The following is a 21,225-nucleotide window of genomic DNA, read 5'->3' as shown; positions in this document are numbered from 1 at the left end:
CCTCTGATGCCCGCCCCCGAACGCATTAGTGCCGGCAACCCGCGCCAGATTGTGTGGAACCACTACTCCGACGCCAGCCAGCAGTTTCACGTGGGATTCTGGGCCTGTGAGCCCGGGCGCTGGGCCGTGCACTACACAGAACACGAGTATTGCCAGCTGCTGGAGGGCGAGGTGGTGATCCACGACAGTGAGGGGGGCCAGCTTGCCCTCAAGCCCGGCGATCAGTTCGTCATCCCCGCCGGCTTTGTCGGGCAGTGGGAGACCCTCACCCCCTGTCGCAAGGTCTATGTGATCTTCGAACCCGCCGCCTGACGTTCACGTCAACCTCCCCCCCCCTTTCCCCGGAGACTGGACGGGTTGCCGTACTGCCCCACCGGCTTGACGCTTACGGCATGATTTTCTGCGGTTTTCCCGCTTGCAAAAGGGTTTTCCGCTAGGCATTGTGATTGGCGAGGAATGTAAATGGAATTTCGAGCCCAAACGTGGGGGGCTCATATAAAAATCAAGAGGATTACCGCCAATGTGTTCTATTTTCGGCATTCTGGACATCAAATCCGATGCAGCAGCCCTGCGCAAATCGGCGCTGGAGATGTCCAAGCGACTGCGTCACCGCGGGCCTGACTGGTCCGGCGTCTACAGCTCCGACAAGGCCATCCTGGTGCATGAGCGCCTGGCCATCGTCGACCCGGGCAACGGCGCCCAGCCGCTCTACAACCCCGAACGCACCCATGTGCTGGCGGTCAACGGCGAGATCTACAACCACAAGGAGCTGGAGAAAAACCTCAAGGTCGACTTCCAGTTTCAGACCCACTCCGACTGTGAGGTGCTGCTCGCCCTCTACAAGGAGAAGGGCCCGGCGTTCCTGGACGATCTCAACGGCATCTTCGCCTTTATCCTCTACGACGCGGAGCAGGATGCCTACCTGATTGGCCGCGACCATATGGGGATCATCCCCCTCTACACCGGCCGCGACGAGCACGGCAACTTCTATGTCGCCTCCGAGATGAAGGCGCTGGTGCCGGTGTGCAAGAGCGTCGAAACCTTCCCGCCGGGACACTACCTGTGGAGCAAGGATGGCGAGCTTAAAACCTGGTACAAGCGCGACTGGATGGAGTACGGCGCGGTCGAGCACAATCAGAGCGACAAGGCGGAGCTCAAAGCCGCGCTGGAAGCGGCGGTCAAGCGCCAGCTGATGTGTGACGTGCCCTACGGCGTACTCCTCTCCGGCGGGCTGGATTCGTCCGTCATCTCCGCCATCACCAAGCTCTATGCCGCCCGCCGGGTGGAAGACGATGGCAAGAGCGAAGCCTGGTGGCCCCAGCTGCACTCCTTCGCCGTCGGTCTGGAAGGCTCGCCGGATCTCGCCGCCGCCCAGAAGGTGGCCGATCATTTGGGCACCATCCACCACCAGATCCACTTCACCGTGCAGGAAGGTCTGGATGCCCTGCGGGACGTCATCTATCACCTCGAGACCTATGACGTCACCACCATCCGCGCCTCTACGCCGATGTACCTGATGGCCCGCTACATCAAGGCGATGGGGATCAAGATGGTGCTCTCCGGCGAAGGCTCCGACGAGCTGTTCGGCGGCTACCTCTACTTCCACAAGGCGCCCAACGCGCGCGAGTTCCACGAAGAGAACGTGCGCAAGCTCGCCTCACTGCACCTCTATGACTGCCTGCGGGCCAACAAGTCCATGGCCGCCTGGGGCGTGGAGGGCCGCGTGCCCTTCCTCGACAAGGAGTTCATGGACGTGGCGATGCGCCTCAACCCCACGGACAAGATGTGCGGCAAGGGCAAGATCGAGAAGCACATCCTGCGCGAAGCCTTCGAGGATCTGCTGCCCCATGAAGTGGCATGGCGCCAGAAGGAGCAGTTCTCCGACGGCGTGGGTTATTCGTGGATCGACAGCCTCAAGGCCATGGTCGAGCAGGAGGTGACGGATCAGATGTTCGAGGCGGCGGCGTTCCGCTTCCCCATCAACACTCCGCTCACCAAGGAGGCGTACTACTACCGCGCCATCTTCGACGAGCACTTCCCGCTCGAATCTGCCGCTCGCACCGTGCCCTACGGCAAGTCGGTCGCCTGCTCCACGCCAACGGCGCTCGAGTGGGATGCCAAGTTCAAGGAGATGGCAGACCCGTCAGGCCGCGCCGTGATGGACGTCCACCAGCAGGGTTACTAACCCACTGAGCAATACGACCAAATAAGCAACCAGATAACGCCAAATAGCAAGAGCCCTTCACCATGGTGAAGGGCTCTTTATATAGGCTATGGAAGTATTGCATGGGATACCCCAGCTCCTCATGCAAGCAGACTTTGACATTCACCTCCTTCCCGTAGTGTGTAGTGGTCAACTAAATCTAGACTCTTGGTTAGTTGCTGGGCAGTGTTCCGTTACTGGGAGCCACTCTGACTTCAGGCTCCTGAACTCCCGCTCCATCGGGGCGTTATTCCAGGAGTTGCCACGCCGACTCATGTTTTGGGTCATGCGATAGCGCCACAGCCGTTGTCGAGATGCCCGGCGGCCATATTGATTGGCTGCCATGGTCGAAGTGAAACAACATACCTGAGGGACCACCCCGCTGCTAATACGCCATCTCTAGTGCTTTGATAGCCAGCTCAGCATCAGGCTTGTCAGACATCGTCAAACCCACCACTCGGCGGGTATAGAGGTCAAGCACGGCAGCCAGGTAATACCAACGACCACAGGTCCAAACGTAGGTGATATCGCCACACCTAATTGGGTTGCTGGACATCAAATTCAGCAGATTGGGAATATCAGGTCGTTCAAACTCTTGGACAGCCCACCCATTCAGCCTTTATTCATCATCAATGGAATTGATAACTCTTTTCATTGCCTTTTCTGCGTTATAGACTGCTTCACCCAAACCGACCATCGGTGCCGGAGCATTCATGACAAGCCTCTCCCTCTCAGCACGCCCCTTCTGGCAATGGCTGGCCTATCACCATCAGGCCGCCGAGGGCACCCTCTACCTGATGTTCTTCTCAGGCCTGCTGCTGTGGGAACCGCTGACCCCGCTCTGGTCGCTGGCACGCTGGAATCTGTTTCTGCACGTCACCCTCTCGCTCACCCTGTTCCCCTTGCTGTTCGGCGCTTTCTGGCTCTCCCATCGCAGTCTGCTGAGCAAAAGCCGCAAGCCCTTCTTGCGCACCACGGGCCGCATCATCGAGGGCCTGCTGCTGGTGTGTCTGGCCAGCGGCCTGCTGCTGGTATTGCACGGCACCCCGGGTAACAGCCTGGGCAATATCGCCAGCTGGGCCCACTGGCTGAGCGCTCTAGCGTTGACTCCCCTGGTGCTGCGCCACGCCTGGCGCTGGACCATTCTCAGATGGCGTTCCTGATCCCATGTTGAAGTTGCTTCTCTCTTCGCTCTTTTCGGCCCTGCTCGCCACCATACTGTTGCCGGGGACCGCCTCTGCCCAGGAGATGGGCGCGGCCATGATTGCCTATGACGAGGGGAAAGCCCCTCGCCTGCTGGTGGCCAACCTGGGCGCAGGCTCGGTCACCCTGCTGGAGCGAGAAAGTGGCAAGCATCTCAAGGAGGCCCGCTTTGGCGGCGATCTGCGCCAGCTGGCCCGCGCAGAGGGCGGCAATCTGCTGGTCACCGACTACAGCGGCGATCGCCTGCTGCTGCTGGATGATGATCTCGACCTAAAAAAGGCGATCCCCACCGGCCATAGACCCTACGGCGTCATCTTCGATCCCAAGCGGCAGTGGTTCTGGGTCACCTTGTTCGAGGCGGGCCGCCTGCAGGCCTATGACACAAATGGCAAGCTGCAGCTGGATATGGCCACTGCAGAGACGCCCCGCGGGCTGGCATTGACCGACGACGATCGCCTGCTGCTCACCCACGCCATGACCGGCCAGCTCGCCATCTATGATCTCGCTAGGCTGGGGAGCGGGATCACGGGGGCCACCCTGCCCAAGCCGCGCCTGATCACCCTGGCCGAGACCCAGAGCGCCACCCCAAGCGACTCTCAAGGCTTGCCGCGCCTGCTGGACGGTATCGCCCTCTCCCCCGATGGCAGCGAAGCCTGGCTGCCTCACGTGCTGTGGAGCTTCGATCACCCCTTCCAGTTTCAAAGCACCGTCTTCCCGGCGGTTTCCATCATTGACCTCGAGGAAGAAAAAGAAAGGGTCGATGAGCGCAAACAGCTCTTCTTGCAGATCAACTTGCCCAATGTCGGCAACCGCAGCCAGATCGTCTCCAATCCCTTCGCGGCGCGCTTCGCCGCCGACGGCAAGCGGGTCTACCTGACCCTGGCGGGTTCGGAGGATCTGCTGGTGTTCGACCTCTCGCGCAGCGGCAAGTCCAACAGCAATCGCCACCGCCGCAAGAAGTTTCAGGGCGGCGCCAAGGCAACCCAGCTGCTGCGCCACCTGCCGGGCCAGAATCCGCGCGATCTTTTGATCGACGGTGACCAGATCCTGGTGCACAACGTCATGGGGCAGGATCTCACTCGCCTCAACACCGGCGGCAGCGGCCCCTTCGCCCGGGTCACCGTCGATGTGCCCCACTTCGCCAAACTGGTGGAATCCGATCCCCGCCCCGAGCCCCTCAAGCGCGGCGAGCGGCTGTTCAATCTAGGCAACACCGCGGCCAATAGCCGCTTCCCCATGGCGGGGGACAACTGGATGAGCTGCAACTCCTGCCATCTGGACGGGTTCAACTTCACCAACCGCTATCTGATGGCGGCCCATCGCCAGAAAAGCCGCGACAACGCCATCAACGGCCATGCCAACCTCGCCAACATGGTGGCGGGGGACTTTATCGGCGAATACCTGCGCATGACCCAGCAGACCCAGGGGGGCATGGGCCATGACACCCGCGATGGGGCCGAGACAGTCGATCCCGCCAAACCCCAGCCCGAGGTAAAGGCGATGATGGAGGATCTGCACGCCTTCGTGACCGCCGATGGCAACCTCCCCTATCTCGCCAACTGGCTGCGGCTCGATGCCCCGCGCAGGGATCCCGCCAAGGCGCCAACCACCCACCCGAAAGAGTGGCTCAACTCCGCCTCCTGCCAGAACTGCCACCAACAGGCGTTCAAGGACTGGAGCGAGAGCAACCACCGACTGATGGGCAACTCCCACCCCTACTACAAGGTGGTGCAGGCGCTGGCGCGCGAAACAGAGGGCGAAGCCTTCGGCCAATGGTGCCAGGGCTGCCACATGCCCCAGCAGGTGCTGACTGGCCAGACGGAACTGCCCAAGGGTTCGAATATGTTCGAGCAGGTGGGCGCCTCGCTGATTGCCGCCCACCAGAAAGGCGAGCCAGTGGTGGAAGAAGGCACCGGCTGCGTGCTTTGCCATCGCATCACCAAGGTGGAAGATGCCGGCGGCAACAGCGCCTTCACCGTGAATTTGAAAGACCGCGAGAGCTATGTGTTCGAGGATGCCCCGGGCGGCAGCCTCAAGCACTGGCTGGCCGAGCGGCAGATCAATGCCCGCCCGGCGGCCCATAAGGCCTCCTACCAGAAGGATTTCTACCAAGACGCTGCCCTGTGCAAATCCTGCCACAACGAGTTCGCCCCGGGCACCGGCGCCAATATCGTCAACACCTGGGACGAGTGGCAGAACTCCAGCTTCGCCAAGGCGAAGGATCCCGCCAAACGGCGCACCTGCATCGACTGTCATATGAACCCGGAGCCGGGCAACGGCGGCGCGCCGGTAGCCGGCCAGTCCACCGAGAACGGCACAGTGAAAGAGCGGCTCTATCGCCACAGCTTCACCGGTGCCCAGCACCAGCTGGTGGGGCTGCGCAATCCCGCACTCGAGCAGGAGAGCCTGGCGCTTTTGCGCTCCAGCGCCACCCTCTCTGCCCGTATCGAACAGGTGGCCGATTGCCGCCAACTGGTGGTACGGGTCGCCAATACCGGTGCGGGCCATGCCCTGCCCACCGGCGTGGCTGATTTTCGCGAGCTCTGGCTGGAACTGACCGTCACCGATGCTAGAGGCCTAATCGTGCTGCAAAGTGGCCAGCCGGTGGACGGCGCCGTGCCCGACGATGCGCGGCTATTCAGAAAAGTATTTGGCGATGCCGAAGGCAAGCCGGTGGGGCTCAAGTTCTGGCGCTACGCCAAGCTCCTCGAAGACACCCGCATCCCGGCCGATGGCTGGCGCGATGAAGCCTGGCCACTGCCGGCAGATGCCAAAGCCCCCTTCAAGGCCGATATCAGACTCAATTTCCGCACCTACCCCAAGTGGGTCAATGATGCGGTGCGCGCCGCCGAGCCGAGCTTGCCGGAGCCACCCATAGTGCTGCTCACTCGGCTACAACTCAATCGGCTGCAACTCACCTTGCAGCCCACCCCCAACATGTCCGTTACGGAGCCTCAAACCTGATGTTTGCAAGTTTTCTCATTACCCTGCGCGAGGGGCTGGAAGCCTTTCTGCTGGTGGGCATCTGCCTCTCCTACCTCGCCAAGCTGGGGGCGAGCCGCTACAACAAGTTCATCTATCTGGGGGTCGGGCTTGGGCTCGTCACCTCGCTGGTGGTGGCCTTTCTGTTCCAGGTGGTGGTGAGCCAGTTCGAGAGCGAGCGCTACAACCACCTCTTGATGGCGGGGATCCTGATTTTTGCCACCCTGGTGCTGAGCTACATGGCCATCTGGATGCAAAAGCAGGCCAAGTCCCAGGTGGGGGCCATGACGGCGCGCATCGACGCGGCGCTCGATAGTGGCAACCTGTTTGGCCTGGCCCTGCTCGCCTTCCTCGCCGTGATGCGTGAAGGGTTTGAAACCGTGCTCTTCTTCTCCGCCCTGCTCTACTCGGGTCAGGGAGTCGATCTGCAATCCGGCCTTGTCGGCGCGCTGGCAGGCCTGCTGGTATCGGTGGCGCTGGTGTGGGGGCTGCTGCGCTCCACCCGCAAGGTGGCCCTGGCCCCTTTCTTTCGCTGGACCGGCCTGCTTATCATCATCATCGCCGCCGGATTGCTCTCCTCTGCCGTCAACATGCTACAGGCGGCGGGGGTCATTACCCTCTGGACCGAGCCGGTGTTCAACATCAGCCACATTCTCGACGATCAGGGGATCTTCGGCACCTTTCTGCGCGCCCTGTTTGGCTACAATGCCTCGCCGGCCGGCCTACAGCTGCTGACCTGGGCCGTTTATCTGGTGGTCTTCGTTACTCTCTGGCAACGCAGCTACCGCCCCCAGCCACAGCCAGCGGGATCCGGCGCCAAGCCCTGATATGCTGAGGGCCCGATATGGCAAGGCGGCTCACCGGGGTGAGCCGCTTGTTCACCCGCCCCTTTTCTCTTTTGCCAGCCGTTTTGGAACACCGTCATGAGCGACAACAACAAACAACACATTGCGGTACTGGGCGCCGGCCCCGCCGGTCTGATGGCCGCTTGGCGCCTCTGCCAGGCCGGTTTTGCGGTCACCCTGTTCGAGCAGGAGAGCGTGGTGGGCGGCATGTGCGCCACCCAGACCTTCAAGGGGCGCGACGGTGAGTATCGCTTCGACTACGGCGGCCACCGCTTCATCACCAAGAACCCCGAGCTGCTCGCCTTTATCGACGAGCTGATGGGGGACGATCTGCTCCACGCGATGCGCAAGAGCGTGATCCGCTTCGGCGGGCGCACCTATGACTACCCCTTGAACCTGCCGAACCTGCTCAAGACGGCGCCGCTGTCCCTGATGGCCGGGGCGATGAAGGATCTGCTGCTGTTGCCCTTTGCCAAGAAACCCACCGATTTTGCCAGGGCAAGCTTTGCCGAGTGGATCCAGAGCCACTTTGGCCGCACCCTCTATCGCCAGTTTTTCGAGGGCTACACCGCCAAGCTGTGGGGCATCAACCCGGACAAGCTCTCCGCCGACTGGGCCGGCCAGCGCATCAGCCTCATCGACCTTAAAGATGTGGCGCGCCGCCTGCTGCCAAGGCGTAACGGCAGCATTTCTGTGCGCACTTACGCCCGCAAGTACCGCTACCCCAAATATGGCTTCGGCCAGATCTTCACCACCCTGGGCGAGCGACTGGTGGCAGAGGGGGTCGAGCTCAAGACCGGCGCCACCATCACCCGCCTCGAGCAGGTCGATGGCCGCATTGAGCGGGTCTACTGGCGTCAGAATGGCGTTGAGCAAAGCGAACACTTTGATCAGGTGATCTCCACCCTGCCGCTGCCGCTCACCTGCCAGCATCTGGGCTTGCCGTGCGATCTGCACTACCGTTCGCTGCGCTTCGTCAATATGCCGCTCAAACAGGAGAACCTGTCGGACAACACCTGGCAGTACCTCTCCGACCCCCATATCCTGGCCACCCGTTTGCAGGAGCCGCGCCGGCGCAGCCCCTTTATGGCACCCCAGGGCCAGACCTCGGTGATGCTGGAGATCCCCTGCAATCCGGGGGATGCCACCTGGCAGGCACCGCTGGCCGATCTGCGCGGCCGGGTCACTCAGGATCTGACGAGCCTGGGGGTCGATACCGCCAAGCTGGGTGACGAGACGTTTGAGGCGCGAAGCGAGTACGCCTATCCCCTGATGGATCTGGGCTATCAGGCCCGCCGCAACGCCGCCATCCAGGCGTTGATGCCGATCAGTAACCTCATCATGACCGGCCGTCAGGGGACATTCCGCTACATCTTCACCGACACCGCCATGGAGATGGGGTTGATGGCCGCCGACATGGTCATCGACGGGGTGGACAGACGCCACGCCATCTTCAATCATCGCAACGAAAATACCGTGATTGAGACCCAGAGCGTGGCGTGATGACAATTGCAGCTATTTGACAAGGCGGACAGACGCCGCACCGCCTTCAATCATCGCAACGAGAATACCGTGATTGAGACCCAGAGCGTGGCGTAACGTCCACGCTATAAGCAAACCAAGGAGAACAGGATGACCCTACGCCACGGTTTTATTGCCCTCGCCCTGCTAGCGGGCCCAGTCTTGACTGGCATGGGACAGGCTCAGGCTTACTCCTATGCAGCGGCCGGCAAGGAGCCGCTGATCGACGCCCGCGAGCAGCTGCTGACGGCTGCCAGTGAAGGCCAGGATGCCAGCGAGCCCCTCACGGGGCTCGCCGATGAGCTCGGCTATCTGGAACAGCACCACAAGGTCGAGCTGCAGGCGCCGCTGGCCGCTGCTATCAAGAGCAAGGATGCTGCCGCCACCGCCGCCCTGCTCAATCGCGCCTACAAGGCGGAGATCGAGCGCCGCCTCGATGGGGCAAAGCAAAACCTTGGTGACTACCAGACCGCCAAGGTGCTGGTGGTCAAGAGCAAGCGCTTTCTGGATGTGATCCTTCCCTCCCTGAGTGAAGGGGATCGCCAGGCCGCGGATCAGGCGCTGACCCGAGTGCTCGACGCCATCGGCAACCCGGGGGTATTCGGGGTGGGCGCCAAGCCTGCCGATGCCACCGCCTTTGCCGAGGCGGAAAAAGCGCTGATGGCCGTGCTGGCACCGCTCTGATGACCACCAGCCAATCATTGCTCCATCTAGTGACAAACGGTGGGTTTCGCTTCGCTCTACCCACCCTACGCACGGCCTGCCGATAGATGCACCCGGACGCCGGTTTGCCCCCTTCTTCTCTTGTGGGAGAAGGGAGGGGTCACCACGGCCGATTACGCTTTGCTAATCGACCCTACCTGCTGATCCTGCTGCAGTTGGCCTGGCTGGGCTGGCTGCTGGCTTTCCCGGTGGCGCTCGATTCAGACGATGCCCTGAACTTTGCCCACGGGGTGACGCGCTTTAGCGTGCTGGAGTTCGCGCCCCACTTTCCGGGTTATCCCGCCTTTATCTGGCTGGCCCGCCTTGTCAATCTGGTGGTGGATAGTCCCGCCGCCGCGGTGCAGTATGCCAGCCTGCTGGGCACCGGCCTGCTGGCGCCGCTCGCAGCCTTGCTTGCAGTCAGACTGTGGCAGCGTCCAAGCCTCCTGGCCCCCGTCTGGCTGCTGGTGCTGGCCCTGCCGCTCACCCCGACGCTCGCCCTCTCCGGCCTCTCTGACGGACCGGCACTCGCCGCCTGGCTTGGCGCCCTGCTGGCGCTGTCACCCACTCAATCCGCATCCGGACATCAGGCTCGCCACCCGGCGCTGGCCGGTCTGCTGCTGGGCCTGATGCTGGCCCTGCGCCCCTCCTATTTCGTGCTGGCTCTGCTGCCGATCGCTCTGGGGTTGCAACACCGAGGCGAGCGGCTCAGGTTTGTGCTCCCTATCGCCCTGGTGGGATTCGCCTGCCTGCTCTTCGTCTGGCAGGCCGATGGCTGGGCCTATTTCAGCGAAGGGCGGCGCTTTACCAACGGCCACTTTACCTTGTGGGGCAACACGGCAGCGGCCCACGGGGATCGGTTGCTTAGCTGGGCCAAGACCCTGCACGCCCAGCTCACGCCACTCTGGCCCCTGGCATGCGGGCTGCTGCTGATGCCGCTCTGGCGAAAAGAGAGAGGGAGCAGGCTGGTCTGGACGCTGGGTTGGCTCGCCCTGCTGCTCTGGACCCTGTTTGGCCAGAACCCGGACAATCCCCGTCATCTGGCGCCGCTTACCCTGCTCGGTCTGGTGCTGCTGGCAGGCAGGCTGCCGCACCGGGGGGAGACGCTCGCCGTGCTGGCGGCGCTCCTGCTGCTTGGTTCGACCCTCACTTCACCCCGACCACCTGCCATGGTTCAGGCGGCCACCCTGGCAGAGCAGCGCTGTTCTGCGCTGGTCACCCAATGGGGCGTCAGGCTGCTGCGCGAGACCACGCAGCTTCCGATCACCGATGGCTGGTATGGGGGGGATGCGCGTCTGGTCCTGACGCAGGGCGCCTGTCGTCTCAGTCGGCGCCCTATCGACGCGAGCAGCCTGCCCGCGCCCTACCGACAGTGGTGGTTTGCTCCGCGCTTTCGCGCCGAGCCCGGCCTCTGGCTTGCCATTCCCGACAGGCAAGCGGATGCTGGGCCCTGACGGCAGGATCAGGACGCAGAGGGAGCCGGCAACTCGACCAGACTCTCCTGCGGCCATAACCAGCGAGTCCCGACATGGTTGGATTGCGGACGCGCTACAGCATTCCTCTGGTATTGCTGATAGCCACAGCGATTATGTTGTTGCCCTTCTGGCTGCGCGGCGGCAGTCAGGGGCATGATCTTTTTCACCATCTGCTCTCCAGCCACTTTTTTGCGGTGCAACTGTGGCAGGGGGAACTCTATCCTCGCTGGCTGATGGCCATGAATGGCTCCTTCGGCAGCCCGGTCTTTTTCTTCTATCCACCGCTCCCCTACTATGTCAACGCCCTCTTCGCCGGCCCCACGCCCCTCGACCACGAGGCAATGACGCCCCTGCTCTGGAGCAACAGTCTGGTGCTCTGGCTCTCGGGTCTGTTTGCCTATCTCTGGCTGCGTACCTTCGCCTCTCCCCGCCGGGCCCTGGGGGCCAGCCTGCTCTATATGGCGCTCCCCTATCATCTGGCTATCGACATCTACGCCCGCTTCGCCCTGGCCGAAAGCTGGGCCTTCGTCTGGGTACCACTGGCGCTGCTGGGGCAGGACAGGCTCAGCAAGCAGGCCCCCTTCGGCCTGCTCCTGCTCGCGTTTGCCGTGGCTATGCTGGCCCTCTCCAACCTGCCGAGCCTGCTGCTCATCCTGGCATTGCTGACGGTACGCAGCCTGCTGCTGGCCTGGCGCAACCAGACAAGCGACGCCATCTGGCCCACCCTGCTGGCACAGGGATGGGGGCTGGCCATGGCGAGCCTGCTGCTGTTGCCCGCCCTGCTGGATCAGGGGGGCATCTCCATGGAGCAGATGCGCACCGGCATCTTCGAATTCCAGCGCAATTTTCTCGATCGCCTGCCCCAGAGCCTGGATGACTGGCGTTTTCGCGGTCACCTCACCTGGCTGACCATACTGACCCTCGCCCTGATGCTGGTGGCCTGGGCCGCCACCCGCGAGCCCCATCATCCCGAACTGCGGCGCTGGGGGGTGATCGGTACCCTCTGTTTTCTCATGACCCTCTCCGTGAGCGAGCCGCTCTGGCAGCTCCTCACGCCGCTGCAACTGGTGCAATTTCCCTGGCGCTTCAACCTGATCCTGGTCATCGCCACCGTGGCCGTGGTGGCCCTGGCGCCTCCCGTCCATCGGTTATGGCAGTGGTTCTGGTGGGGGCTGCTCGCCCTTATCATGGCCTCGCAGGCGCTCTATGTGCGTGAATCCCCCCTCACCCAGAGCCCTGACAAGGCAGCGATCGATACACTCTTTGACAGCAAGCGCAGCGCCCGGGAATACCGGCCAAGGCAGGTGCCCCGCGGTAACTTCTCGCCCACCCTGTTGGCCTGGAAGGATGAGTTCCAGCCCGAGATCACCACACAGCGGCCGGGCATCCAGTGGCAGATCCAGAGCTGGCGACCCCGCAACATTGTGCTGACCGTGAACGCCAAGACCCCGGCCACCCTGGTGATGCACCAGTATTACTATCCGGGCTGGCAGGCCTGGCGCGACGATGCCACCGAGTTGCCTGTCAGCAATACCCAGAACGGACTGCTGCAGGTTCAGGTGCCCGCCGGCGACTACCGGCTCACCGTGACCCTGAGTGCCCGCTGGCCTGAGCGCCTCGGCTATGGCCTGTCGCTGGTGACCTGGCTTGTCTGGTGGCTGGTCCTGGCGGGCACCTTCATCAAGACCCGTTACCAATCGCCCGACACGGCCCGTCACCATGACAAACCGCCGGCGCAGGAACGCCATGCCCGGCGAGGTTAAAGCTGATAGACTCGTTATTTCCTCTTATTCGCAACCAAGGTCGACAACCGGACACCCTATGCCCCACGCCCCAGCTCCCCAAGCCGCCCTCTCTCCCCGTTTTCTCTTTATTCTGCTCGGTGCCTTGGCGGGCCTGACGCCGCTCGCCGTGGACATGTACCTGCCCGCCATTCCGGCCATCGCCCGGGATCTGGCCACCAGCATCGACGGGGCCCAGCTCACCATCAGCGCTTTTCTCGGCGGTTTTGCCATCGGCCAGCTCTTCTACGGGCCGCTTGCCGACAGTTTTGGCCGCAAACCGGTGATCCTGGCGGGATTGATGATGTTCGCCATCGCCTCGGTGGGCTGCGCCATGGCGGATTCGCTGCCCGAGCTACTGGCCTGGCGGATGCTGCAGGCAGCCGGCGGCGCGGCAGGCTCGGTGGTGGTCAACGCTCTGCTGCGGGATCTTTTCGAGAAGGATGCGTTTTCCCGCGCCATGTCCTTCGTCATCCTGGTGATGACGCTCGCTCCCCTGGTAGCCCCCGTGGTGGGCGGCTACATCAGCGCCCATAGCAACTGGCGGGTGATCTTCTGGCTGCTGGTGGTCATCAGCCTGCTTATCTGCGTGGTGATGCAGTGGAAAATTCAGGAGACCCTCAAGCCCGAGCACAAGCAGCCCCTGAAGATAGGCCAGGTGCTGCGCAACTACTGGGGGGTGCTCACCCATCGCGGTGCCATGGGCTATGTGCTGTGCGGGGCGCTCTCGAGCTCCGGTATGTTCGCCTTCTTAAGCGGCTCCCCTTACGTCTATATCGAGTATTTCAAGGTACCGACCGAGCACTACGGCTGGCTGTTTGGCCTCAATATCCTGCTGATGATGGTGGTCACCTTCGTCAACAGCCGGCTGGTGAAGGGAGTGGGCGCCGAGCGGATGCTGCAATACGGCCTGCTGGTGCTGCCCTGCGCCGGGGCCCTGCTCATCTACAACGCCTGGAGCCAGACCGGGGGCCTGTGGGGCATCGTCATCCCAGTGGTGCTGTTTGTCGGCCATATCAGTCTGGTGGGGGCCAATGCCATGACCGGCCTGATGGGCCACTTCCCGCAATCTGCAGGCACCGCCTCGGCGCTGGCAGGCACCCTGCGTTTTGGCATCGGCGCCCTGGTGGGCATACTGGTGAACCTCAACCCGCCAGCATCACCGCTGCCCATGGCCATCGCCATCGCCAGCTGCGGGGCGGGATCGGCCCTGAGCTACTGGTTGCTGGCAGGCAAGCGCAGCGCCTCCTGACGCCCCTGTCGCCATCACGCATGAGACATATGAAAAAGCCCTGCTTGTATCAGCAGGGCTTTTGGCATCCCGGGGCATAGTTCCCTATTTAGCTGTCGCGCCTTCTCCAAGGTGTGGCCTCCAGCCCGCTGCGAGCCAGGATCTCGCTTTCCAGGCCATCCAGGCTCAGCTGGTTCTTCTTGCGCCAGTAGGCCTCGATCCCTTCCCTGCCCTGGCGCATCGACCAGTTGGCCAGATCCGCCCTGTCTCCCCGATAGTCGAACAGGGGCACCGACATGCCGCAGGAGGCCTGTACCCGATCGATATCCAGCAGGAAGATCTGGCGGGCCGCGATACTTGCGGGAAAACGCGCCAGTGCGGCCTCCCACCCCGTGTCGCCACGGTGCAGCACCCGTGCCTGACCATAGGCCCGCAGGATCAGCGGTGCCCCCTCGAAGGCACAGAACATCACCGTCATGCGCGGATTGTGCAACACATGGGCCGCCGACTCGTTGCCGCTGCCGGTCAGATTGAGCCAGGCCAGGGTATGGGCATCGATGACCCTCAAGGAGTCGCCCCCCTTGGGGGAGAGGTTGACCGTCCCCTGATCCGCCGCCGTGGCGACGAAGTAGATCTTCTGTGCCTCGATAAAGGCCACGTGTTGCGGCGAGAGCGCCTCGAACAGTTGTCCCATCTTTCCTTCCCTGGATGTTCATCGCCCTCAGAACTGGGCGCTATTGAGCCACAGATGCGCCCCTATGCTCACCAGATAACCAAGCAGAATGGCGGGCAGCCACTTGAGGTGGCCGAAGAAGGTGTACATGCCGTGGGCCTGACCCATCAGCGCTACCCCGGCCGCCGACCCGATGGAGAGCAGACTGCCCCCCACCCCGGCCGTCAAGGTTACCAGCAGCCATTGACCGAGCGCCATGTCCGGATTCATCGAGAGCACCGCAAACATCACCGGAATGTTGTCGACAATGGCGGAGAGCAGGCCGATGGCGATGTTGGCCCGGGTGGCATTGCCCCCTTCATAGAGCCAGGCGGAGACCAGTTCAAGATAACCCATAAAGCCCAGCCCGCCGACGCACATCACCACCCCGTAGAAGAACAGCAGGGTATCCCACTCCGCCTTCGCCACCTTGTTGAACACATCAAAGGGCACCACGGAACCAAGTTGTCTGAGACGTGCCTGATCGCCGTTGCGCTCGTAGATGGCGCGCTTGCGGGCAAGTGATGTGGGCAGGGTCTTGCGCAGATAGAAACCGAAAAACTGCAGATAGCCAAGCCCCATCATCATGCCGAGCACAGGGGGCAGATGGAGGAAGTTATGGCAGGCGACCGCCGTCAGTATGGTCAGGATAAAGAGCGCGACTATGCCAAAGGCCCCGCGTTTGAGATCCACCACCTCGTTGACCGCATTGGGGGCATGCTTGGGCACCATGAAGCTCATCAGCAGGGCCGGCACCAAAAAGTTGAGCACAGAGGGAATAAAGAGCGCGAAAAACTGGCCGAAATTCACCTTGCCCGCCTGCCACACCATCAGGGTGGTGATGTCGCCAAAGGGGCTGAAGGCGCCGCCGGCGTTGGCCGCCACCACGATATTGATGCAGGCGAGGTTGACGAAACGCCGATCGCCGTTGGCCACCTTCAGCACCACGGCGCACATCAAAAGCGCCGTGGTGAGGTTGTCCGCCACCGGCGAGATGAAGAACGCCAGCACGCCGGTCAGCCAGAACAGGGTGCGCAACTGAAAGCCGGAGCGAATAAGCCAGGCCCGCAGCGCATCGAACAGCATCCTGTCCTCCATGGCGTTGATGTAAGTCATCGCCACCAGCAGGAACAGCATCAGCTCGGCGTATTCGAGCAGGTTGTGACGAAATGCCTGCTCCGCGGCCGAACTCATGCCACCCTGGGCATAGACGATGCCGATCAGGATCCAGATCACCCCGGCGGCCACCAGCACGGGTTTGGACTTGCGCAGTTGCAAATACTCTTCTGCCATCACCAGGGCATAGGCCAGGGTGAACAGGGCGACACAAAACAGGCCGACCGTGGAGAAGGTCATTGGAATGGGGCCACTGCTGGCCTCGGCGGGAAACACACAGAACAAAAACAGAGGGACAAAGCGGGATAACGTAGACATGGAGCCTCTTCCTTTGGGAACCGTCTGGCTTTCATGCTAGCACCTGGATGAAAAAATAATTTCATCCAGGTCAATCAATTATCAATTGGTCGGCAACGAGAACTCACCGTTATTTCTTGCCAAACCCCGACTGCTTGAGGGTGTAGCCGGCACTGTTTTGCCAGGCATCGAGGCCGCTTCGGTTGTTGCCCGCCACCAGGCTGGCGGCCAGGCTCGGGCTGTTGAACAGCTGATCAGCCACAAATACGAAGCCCCCTTCGCTGCGGGGAGAGAGGATCCCCTTGCCAAGCAGCTCCTGGCGCAGCTCGATCACCGCCTCGCGCAGGGAGGCCGCATCCTCGCCGTTGGCGGTGGAGCCCGCCAGCACCATGAAGCCGGGGTTCTGCCGCTTGCCCACCGGATAACCGTGGGCTTCGGCCCCCTTGCCGTTGAAGTGGTAGAGCTCGCGCTCCCCCGGCTTGTTGTCGGAGAGCGCCTTTTGCAGGGTCATCAGCTCGTTGTAGATATCGATGGGGACCACGGCAGCCTGCTTGTTGCCCTTGCTGTCGACGATAAAACTGACTTGCTTGTGTAACATCCTTGCGCATCCTGTGACCCATGGAAGCCTCTATTCTAACCACCTCTTGCGAGCAGGATCCAGCCAGGATCCGCTTCGCTTTTGCAGCCGTGATCACTAACTGGCATAGTAGCGGGCATACTGAAAGCCATTGACCATCAACCGGTTATCCCATGCTGACCCTGCGCAACCTCTGCAAGAGCTTCGATAACGGCAGCGAACGGCTGCCGCTGTTCCAGCGCCTGGATCTTTCCCTCCCCCCCGGCGAGATCACCCTGCTGCTGGGGCAAAGCGGCTGCGGCAAATCGACCCTGCTGAGCCTCATCGCCGGCCTGCTTCCCCCCGATGAGGGGGAGATCTGGCTGGGGGAGACCCGTCTCGACACCCAGCCGCCGGACGAGCGGGCCCGGTTGCGCGGCCGACACTTTGGCATCGTCTATCAGGACTTCAACCTGCTGCCGACCCTGACGGTGGAGGAGAACCTCTGCCTGCCGCTCGCCATCAACCAGCTCCCGCACGATCAGCGCGAGATAGACACCCTGCTGGCACGGCTCGATCTCGTCCACAAGCGCCACGCCTGGCCGGAGCAGCTTTCCGGCGGCCAGCGCCAGCGGGTCGCCCTGGCCCGCGCCCTCATTCACAAGCCTCGGTGGCTGCTCGCCGACGAGCCCACCGGGAGTCTCGATGAACACAATGCCGAGCAGGTGATGGCCCTGATGATGGCGGCGGTGCGCGATACCGGCGCAGGCCTCTTGCTGGTGAGCCACAACCCCGCCTATGGCGCCCTGGCAGACAGGGTGCTGCGCCTCGAAGGGGGCCAGCTGGTCGAGCTAAAGCGTGCACCCAGCACCGGAGCTCCCCATGGGTGACGTCCGCCCCGTGAGCGAGGACTTGCCATGCTGCCGCTAAAGGCGCTGCTGCGCCTCTATCGCACTCATCCCTGGTTGCTGTTGATGAGCCTGACCGGGCTGGTGTTGGGGGTCTCCCTGGTGGTGGCCATCGAGCTTCTTAACCACAGCGCCCGCACCAACTTCGTCGCCGCCCGCAGCCAGCTGGCGGGGGAAGCGAACTACCGGCTGGCGCCGGACGGCGGGCTGGATGAGGAGCTTTACGTCAAGCTGGTGCGAAGCCAGCCCGACCTTGACGCCATGCCAGAGCTGCACGCCTGGCTCAAGGATGAGCAGGGACGCAGCTTCCAGCTGCTGGGGATGGATCTCTTCAACCCCGGCCCCTTGCGCCGCCTCTTTGGCGCAGCGCCAAACAGCAAGCCCGATTTCTCGTTAAGTCGCGCCGATAGCATCTGGCTGGCCGCCCCCGAGGCCAAACGGCTGGGCTGGCAGCCGGGTCAGTCGCGGACGTTTCTCCTAAGCGATAGCTCGCCTGATGGCAAACGGGGTGAGCGAGCGCTGACCCTCACCCTGGCCGGCACCTTTGAGCCCGGCGCCGTGCCCATGGAGCGGCTGCTGGTGACCGACATCGGTCTCGCCCAACCCCTGCTTGGCAAGGAAGGAAGGCTCGATCGCATCGTCTTCAAGCTCAGCGAGCAAGAGGCCACGGCCTTGCAGGCGGCCCTGCAAGCCTATGCCCCTAAGCAGCCCCTCTGGCTTGAGCCCATCAGCCCGGCGCTGGATGCCAGCCAGCTAGGCGATGCCCTGGCCCTCAACCTTACGGCGCTCTCCTTGCTCGCCATGGCGGTGGGGCTCTTTTTGGTATTCAACGCCCAGCGCTTCGTGCAGAGCGTGCGCCGCCCCCAGCTCGCCCAGCTCATCATCCTCGGCATGCCGCCGCGCCGGGTGCTTGGCTGGCTCATCCTGGAGCTTGTGATCCTCGCCACCCTCGGCACCCTGCTCGGGCTGCTGCTGGGGAGCCTCTTGGCCCTGGCCCTGATGGGGCAGCTCACCCAGGCGCTGGCCGATCTCTACGGCCCCAACCCCATCGATCTGCTGCGCCTCTCCCCCGCAAGCCTTGGCAAGGCGCTGGTCATCGGCCTTCTGGGCACGCTCGCCGCCAACCTGCCCGGCTGGTGGCAACTGCTGCGCCAATCCCCTCTTGAGCTGCGTGAGGGCAACAGCCGCCCGCCGACCCACCCTTGGCGCCGGCGCATCTTGGCCATCGCCATCCTGCTGCTCTGCGCGCTCTGCCTGTGGCGGCCAGAAACCGGTCTCACCGGCGCCCTCTTCGTGGCCGGTGGCTGGCTGCTGGCCATGGCGCTCTGGCTGCCCGATGCCCTGCGTGCCGTGCTGGGATGGCTGCGCTCGCGCCCCGGCGGTTCCCTCACCGTCCGGCTCGGGGTGGCCGAAACCCTCTATCACCTGGATCGCACCGCCATTGCTGTAATGGCGCTGCAACTTGCCATCGCCGCGGCCATCGGCATCGGGGTCATGGTGTCGAGTTTTCGCTCAAGCGTGGAGATCTGGCTCGGCCAGCGCCTGGCCGCCGATCTCTACGTCACCGCCCCCAAGGGAGTGGCCGGCAGCAAGGGGACCCTGAGCCAGGCAACCTTCAACACTATCCTCACCACGCCGGACGTGAGCGCCGCCTCGCGCCGCTCGGTGCACCCCGCTCGCTGGCAGGGGCAGCCCATCGAGTGGGCGCAGATGGACTTTATCCCCGAGCTCAAAGCCGCCTACCCGCTGCTGGCCGGGCGCTGGCCGGCCACCCCCGACGAGGTGCTGGCGAGCGAACCGCTGACGGTGCGCCTCGGGGTCAAGGTGGGCCAGAGCCTCGAGGTGAGCGGCGAGCAGGGACCAAGGCGGCTTACCGTTACCGGCATCTATCAGGATTACGGCAGCGACAAGGGGCAGATACTGCACGCCTTCGAGGGCGGAGTAGTGCAATCCCTCGCCCTCTTCAGCAACCAACCGGAGCGCCTCGCCGATCGCCTGCGGGCGCAGTTTGGCGAGAGGGTGAACCTGTTGCCCGCCCCCGCCATCCACGCCGCGGCCCTCAAGGTGTTCGACCAAACCTTTGTGGTTACCGAGCTATTGAAATTGCTGATCCTGGGGATCGCCTTCGTCGGCATCGGCTCGGCCTTTATGGTGCTGGGGCTGGCCCGGCACGGCGAGTTGCAGACCCTGCAGAGCTTAGGCGTAGGCCCCCGTCACTGCCGCAGCCTGCTGGTATGGCAAGGGGCGGGCCTCGGGCTACTCACCGCGCTGCTCGCCCTGCCGGTGGGCTATGGCCTTGCCTGGGTGCTGATTGAGGTGGTCAACCCCCGCGCCTTCGGCTGGCGTCTGGCCTTCGAGGCCGCCCCTTTGCACGCCGTCACGGCGCTTCTGCTGGCGCCGGTGTGTGGCGCGCTCGCCTCCTGGTACGCCGCAAGGAGAGTGGTATGAAAACATTCAACATCTGGTCGCTGGCGCTGATCTGCACCCTGTATGGCGCCGGGATCCGTGCCAGCGATCTGGGGACCATCCTTGGTGGCGGCAGCGATCACTTCAAAAAGGCCCTGCCGGGCCAGTCCATCCGTCTGCCCGCGGATCACGCTGCCCACCCCGACTACCGCTCCGAGTGGTGGTATCTCACCGGCAACCTGAAAGATGAGCAGGGGCGCGGCTACGGCATGCAGTGGACCCTGTTTCGCCAGGGTATCGAGCAGGAGATAACATCCGACAACCCCTGGCTCACCCCCCAGCTCTGGCTGGCCCAGTTCGCCATCACGGATTTGAGCAAAGGCAGCCACCAGCAGGATGAGCGCACCAGCCGCCAGGGGCCAGGGCTCGCCGGAGCCAGCGGCGGCCAGTATTGGCTCAAAGAGTGGGTGCTGGCCTCTCAAGGGGAATCGCTCTTTCCCGCCACCCTCAAGGTGCAGAGCAAGGCGGGGGATCTTGATTTACAGGTGATCGCCGCCAAGCCGGCGGTGCTGCAAGGCAAACAGGGTTACAGCGAGAAGAGCCCGGGCAACGCCTCCTTCTACTACTCCTACCCGCGCCTGACCATCAGCGGCACCCTGACCCTGGATGGAGAGACCCGCAACGTCAGCGGTGAGGGCTGGTTCGATCACGAGTGGAGCAGCTCGGTATTGGCGCAGTGGCAATCGGGCTGGGACTGGTTTTCGCTGCAATTTGAGGATGGCCGCGAGTTGATGCTGTTTCGCCTGCGCACCAAGGCAGGGCGCACCGAGCCGGAAAACCGCTACGGCATTTTGATCGAACAAGATGGCAGCAGCCGGGTGCTGGATCCTGAGCAGATCCGCCTTACCCCCGGCAAGACCTGGCGCGGCCCCAAGGGGCAAGCCTACCCCATCGAGTGGCAGCTGGAAGCCGCCGATATGAAGCTCACCATCCAGGCGCGCCAGCCCGATCAGGCCATGACGGGACGCTTTGACTACTGGGAGGGGGCGGTGTCCGTCTCGGGGGACGCCAACGGCGTCGGCTATCTGGAGATGACTGGCTACTGAGTCTTACCCCTTACCGCCATCGCGGCTGAGCAGGTTCGCCTCATAGATGTCGGCATCGGTGCGCGCTTGGCTATGCTGTTGGCCGCCTTCTCGCTGTCACAGGCGGACAGGGCGGCGGTGCAGGCGATGGCCAGCATGGCTTTGTGGTGCATTCTCATGACTCTTGTTCCTTGCAATTGCT

The 21,225-nt window shown here is 63.2% G+C and carries 17 protein-coding genes and 1 pseudogene; 13 read left to right on the top strand and 5 right to left on the bottom strand.

Going from position 1 to position 21,225, the window contains the following annotated elements; genetic code table 11:
- A partial coding sequence (locus tag BN1123_RS06805) for a cupin domain-containing protein (RefSeq protein WP_082037483.1) occupies positions 1 to 312 on the top strand: 312 nt, incomplete at its 5' end.
- Between the two features lie 208 nt (positions 313 to 520).
- Positions 521 to 2,185 (top strand): asparagine synthase B, encoded by a 1,665-nt coding sequence (gene asnB / locus BN1123_RS06800; RefSeq protein WP_042026025.1) that lies wholly within the window; start codon positions 521 to 523, stop codon positions 2,183 to 2,185.
- A gap of 210 nt (positions 2,186 to 2,395) precedes the next feature.
- Here asnB and BN1123_RS20775 read toward each other — a convergent pair.
- Positions 2,396 to 2,798, bottom strand: a pseudogene (locus BN1123_RS20775) (DDE-type integrase/transposase/recombinase); the annotation flags it as partial.
- A 118-nt stretch (positions 2,799 to 2,916) separates the two neighbouring features.
- On the opposite strand from BN1123_RS20775, the gene BN1123_RS06795 reads away from it, so the two are divergent.
- From BN1123_RS06795 to BN1123_RS06760, 8 genes are all read left to right on the top strand, one after another.
- The gene (locus BN1123_RS06795; RefSeq protein WP_042026023.1) at positions 2,917 to 3,366 is read left to right on the top strand and encodes a hypothetical protein; all 450 of its coding nucleotides are present in this window, start codon (positions 2,917 to 2,919) and stop codon (positions 3,364 to 3,366) included.
- A gap of 4 nt (positions 3,367 to 3,370) precedes the next feature.
- On the top strand, positions 3,371 to 6,370 hold the full coding sequence (locus BN1123_RS06790; RefSeq protein ID WP_042026021.1) for a YncE family protein: 3,000 nt from the start codon (positions 3,371 to 3,373) through the stop codon (positions 6,368 to 6,370).
- Positions 6,370 to 7,215 carry an FTR1 family iron permease gene (locus BN1123_RS06785; protein WP_042026019.1) on the top strand — a complete coding sequence of 282 codons (846 nt, stop codon included), beginning with the start codon at positions 6,370 to 6,372 and terminating at the stop codon, positions 7,213 to 7,215. The genes BN1123_RS06790 and BN1123_RS06785 overlap by 1 nt, the downstream gene beginning before the upstream one ends.
- Positions 7,216 to 7,311: 96 nt before the next feature.
- On the top strand, positions 7,312 to 8,736 hold the full coding sequence (locus BN1123_RS06780) for an NAD(P)/FAD-dependent oxidoreductase (RefSeq protein ID WP_042026017.1): 1,425 nt from the start codon (positions 7,312 to 7,314) through the stop codon (positions 8,734 to 8,736).
- Between the two features lie 129 nt (positions 8,737 to 8,865).
- Positions 8,866 to 9,438, top strand: coding sequence for a hypothetical protein (locus BN1123_RS06775; protein WP_042026014.1), 573 nt, complete (start codon positions 8,866 to 8,868; stop codon positions 9,436 to 9,438).
- Positions 9,439 to 9,614: 176 nt separating this feature from the next.
- Positions 9,615 to 10,910 (top strand): hypothetical protein, encoded by a 1,296-nt coding sequence (locus BN1123_RS06770; RefSeq protein ID WP_042026030.1) that lies wholly within the window; start codon positions 9,615 to 9,617, stop codon positions 10,908 to 10,910.
- 74 nt (positions 10,911 to 10,984) lie between these two features.
- Complete coding sequence (locus BN1123_RS06765; protein WP_042026012.1) at positions 10,985 to 12,694, top strand: 6-pyruvoyl-tetrahydropterin synthase-related protein; 1,710 nt, start codon at positions 10,985 to 10,987, stop codon at positions 12,692 to 12,694.
- A 58-nt stretch (positions 12,695 to 12,752) separates the two neighbouring features.
- Positions 12,753 to 13,964 carry a Bcr/CflA family multidrug efflux MFS transporter gene (locus tag BN1123_RS06760; protein WP_042026011.1) on the top strand — a complete coding sequence of 404 codons (1,212 nt, stop codon included), beginning with the start codon at positions 12,753 to 12,755 and terminating at the stop codon, positions 13,962 to 13,964.
- Between the two features lie 88 nt (positions 13,965 to 14,052).
- Here the strand turns inward: BN1123_RS06760 and BN1123_RS06755 are convergent, their stop codons facing one another.
- The 3 genes from BN1123_RS06755 to BN1123_RS06745 form a co-directional block, all read right to left on the bottom strand.
- Positions 14,053 to 14,637 (bottom strand): pyridoxamine 5'-phosphate oxidase family protein, encoded by a 585-nt coding sequence (locus tag BN1123_RS06755; RefSeq protein ID WP_042026010.1) that lies wholly within the window; start codon positions 14,635 to 14,637, stop codon positions 14,053 to 14,055.
- Positions 14,638 to 14,664: 27 nt separating this feature from the next.
- On the bottom strand, positions 14,665 to 16,089 hold the full coding sequence (gene nhaD / locus BN1123_RS06750) for a sodium:proton antiporter NhaD (protein WP_042026009.1): 1,425 nt from the start codon (positions 16,087 to 16,089) through the stop codon (positions 14,665 to 14,667).
- A gap of 109 nt (positions 16,090 to 16,198) precedes the next feature.
- Positions 16,199 to 16,666, bottom strand: coding sequence for a DUF4357 domain-containing protein (locus tag BN1123_RS06745; RefSeq protein WP_026457061.1), 468 nt, complete (start codon positions 16,664 to 16,666; stop codon positions 16,199 to 16,201).
- 152 nt (positions 16,667 to 16,818) lie between these two features.
- On the opposite strand from BN1123_RS06745, the gene BN1123_RS06740 reads away from it, so the two are divergent.
- Genes BN1123_RS06740 through BN1123_RS06730 form a run of 3 tightly spaced genes read left to right on the top strand, consistent with a single transcriptional unit; the run spans position 16,819 to position 21,044 of the window.
- On the top strand, positions 16,819 to 17,514 hold the full coding sequence (locus BN1123_RS06740; RefSeq protein ID WP_042026008.1) for an ABC transporter ATP-binding protein: 696 nt from the start codon (positions 16,819 to 16,821) through the stop codon (positions 17,512 to 17,514).
- A gap of 27 nt (positions 17,515 to 17,541) precedes the next feature.
- Positions 17,542 to 19,980, top strand: coding sequence for an ABC transporter permease (locus tag BN1123_RS06735; RefSeq protein ID WP_042026007.1), 2,439 nt, complete (start codon positions 17,542 to 17,544; stop codon positions 19,978 to 19,980).
- The gene (locus BN1123_RS06730; RefSeq protein ID WP_042026006.1) at positions 19,977 to 21,044 is read left to right on the top strand and encodes a lipocalin-like domain-containing protein; all 1,068 of its coding nucleotides are present in this window, start codon (positions 19,977 to 19,979) and stop codon (positions 21,042 to 21,044) included. Before BN1123_RS06735 ends, BN1123_RS06730 begins: the two co-directional genes overlap by 4 nt.
- Here BN1123_RS06730 and BN1123_RS22010 read toward each other — a convergent pair.
- A complete protein-coding gene (locus BN1123_RS22010) occupies positions 21,038 to 21,202 on the bottom strand; it encodes a hypothetical protein (protein ID WP_224212365.1) in 165 nt (54 codons plus the stop codon). The genes BN1123_RS06730 and BN1123_RS22010 overlap by 7 nt on opposite strands.
- Positions 21,203 to 21,225: the final 23 nt, after the last annotated feature.

Origin of the sequence: Aeromonas enteropelogenes (assembly GCF_000819845.1) — a bacterium.
GTDB classification, from domain to species: Bacteria; Pseudomonadota; Gammaproteobacteria; order Enterobacterales; family Aeromonadaceae; genus Aeromonas; species Aeromonas enteropelogenes.
Note: the sequence above shows the minus strand (reverse complement) of the source record. Positions and strands in the feature narration are given on the sequence as shown.

Bases quoted from the DNA above. Each gene is read 5' to 3' on its own strand.
- asnB (WP_042026025.1), top strand. From the start codon at position 521: ATGTGTTCTATTTTCGGCATTCTGGACATCAAATCCGATGCAGCAGCC.
- BN1123_RS06795 (WP_042026023.1), top strand. From the start codon at position 2,917: ATGACAAGCCTCTCCCTCTCAGCACGCCCCTTCTGGCAATGGCTGGCC.
- BN1123_RS06790 (WP_042026021.1), top strand. From the start codon at position 3,371: ATGTTGAAGTTGCTTCTCTCTTCGCTCTTTTCGGCCCTGCTCGCCACC.
- BN1123_RS06785 (WP_042026019.1), top strand. From the start codon at position 6,370: ATGTTTGCAAGTTTTCTCATTACCCTGCGCGAGGGGCTGGAAGCCTTT.
- BN1123_RS06780 (WP_042026017.1), top strand. From the start codon at position 7,312: ATGAGCGACAACAACAAACAACACATTGCGGTACTGGGCGCCGGCCCC.
- BN1123_RS06775 (WP_042026014.1), top strand. From the start codon at position 8,866: ATGACCCTACGCCACGGTTTTATTGCCCTCGCCCTGCTAGCGGGCCCA.
- BN1123_RS06765 (WP_042026012.1), top strand. From the start codon at position 10,985: ATGGTTGGATTGCGGACGCGCTACAGCATTCCTCTGGTATTGCTGATA.
- BN1123_RS06760 (WP_042026011.1), top strand. From the start codon at position 12,753: ATGCCCCACGCCCCAGCTCCCCAAGCCGCCCTCTCTCCCCGTTTTCTC.
- BN1123_RS06755 (WP_042026010.1), bottom strand. From the start codon at position 14,637: ATGGGACAACTGTTCGAGGCGCTCTCGCCGCAACACGTGGCCTTTATC.
- nhaD (WP_042026009.1), bottom strand. From the start codon at position 16,089: ATGTCTACGTTATCCCGCTTTGTCCCTCTGTTTTTGTTCTGTGTGTTT.
- BN1123_RS06745 (WP_026457061.1), bottom strand. From the start codon at position 16,666: ATGTTACACAAGCAAGTCAGTTTTATCGTCGACAGCAAGGGCAACAAG.
- BN1123_RS06740 (WP_042026008.1), top strand. From the start codon at position 16,819: ATGCTGACCCTGCGCAACCTCTGCAAGAGCTTCGATAACGGCAGCGAA.
- BN1123_RS06735 (WP_042026007.1), top strand. From the start codon at position 17,542: ATGCTGCCGCTAAAGGCGCTGCTGCGCCTCTATCGCACTCATCCCTGG.
- BN1123_RS06730 (WP_042026006.1), top strand. From the start codon at position 19,977: ATGAAAACATTCAACATCTGGTCGCTGGCGCTGATCTGCACCCTGTAT.
- BN1123_RS22010 (WP_224212365.1), bottom strand. From the start codon at position 21,202: ATGAGAATGCACCACAAAGCCATGCTGGCCATCGCCTGCACCGCCGCC.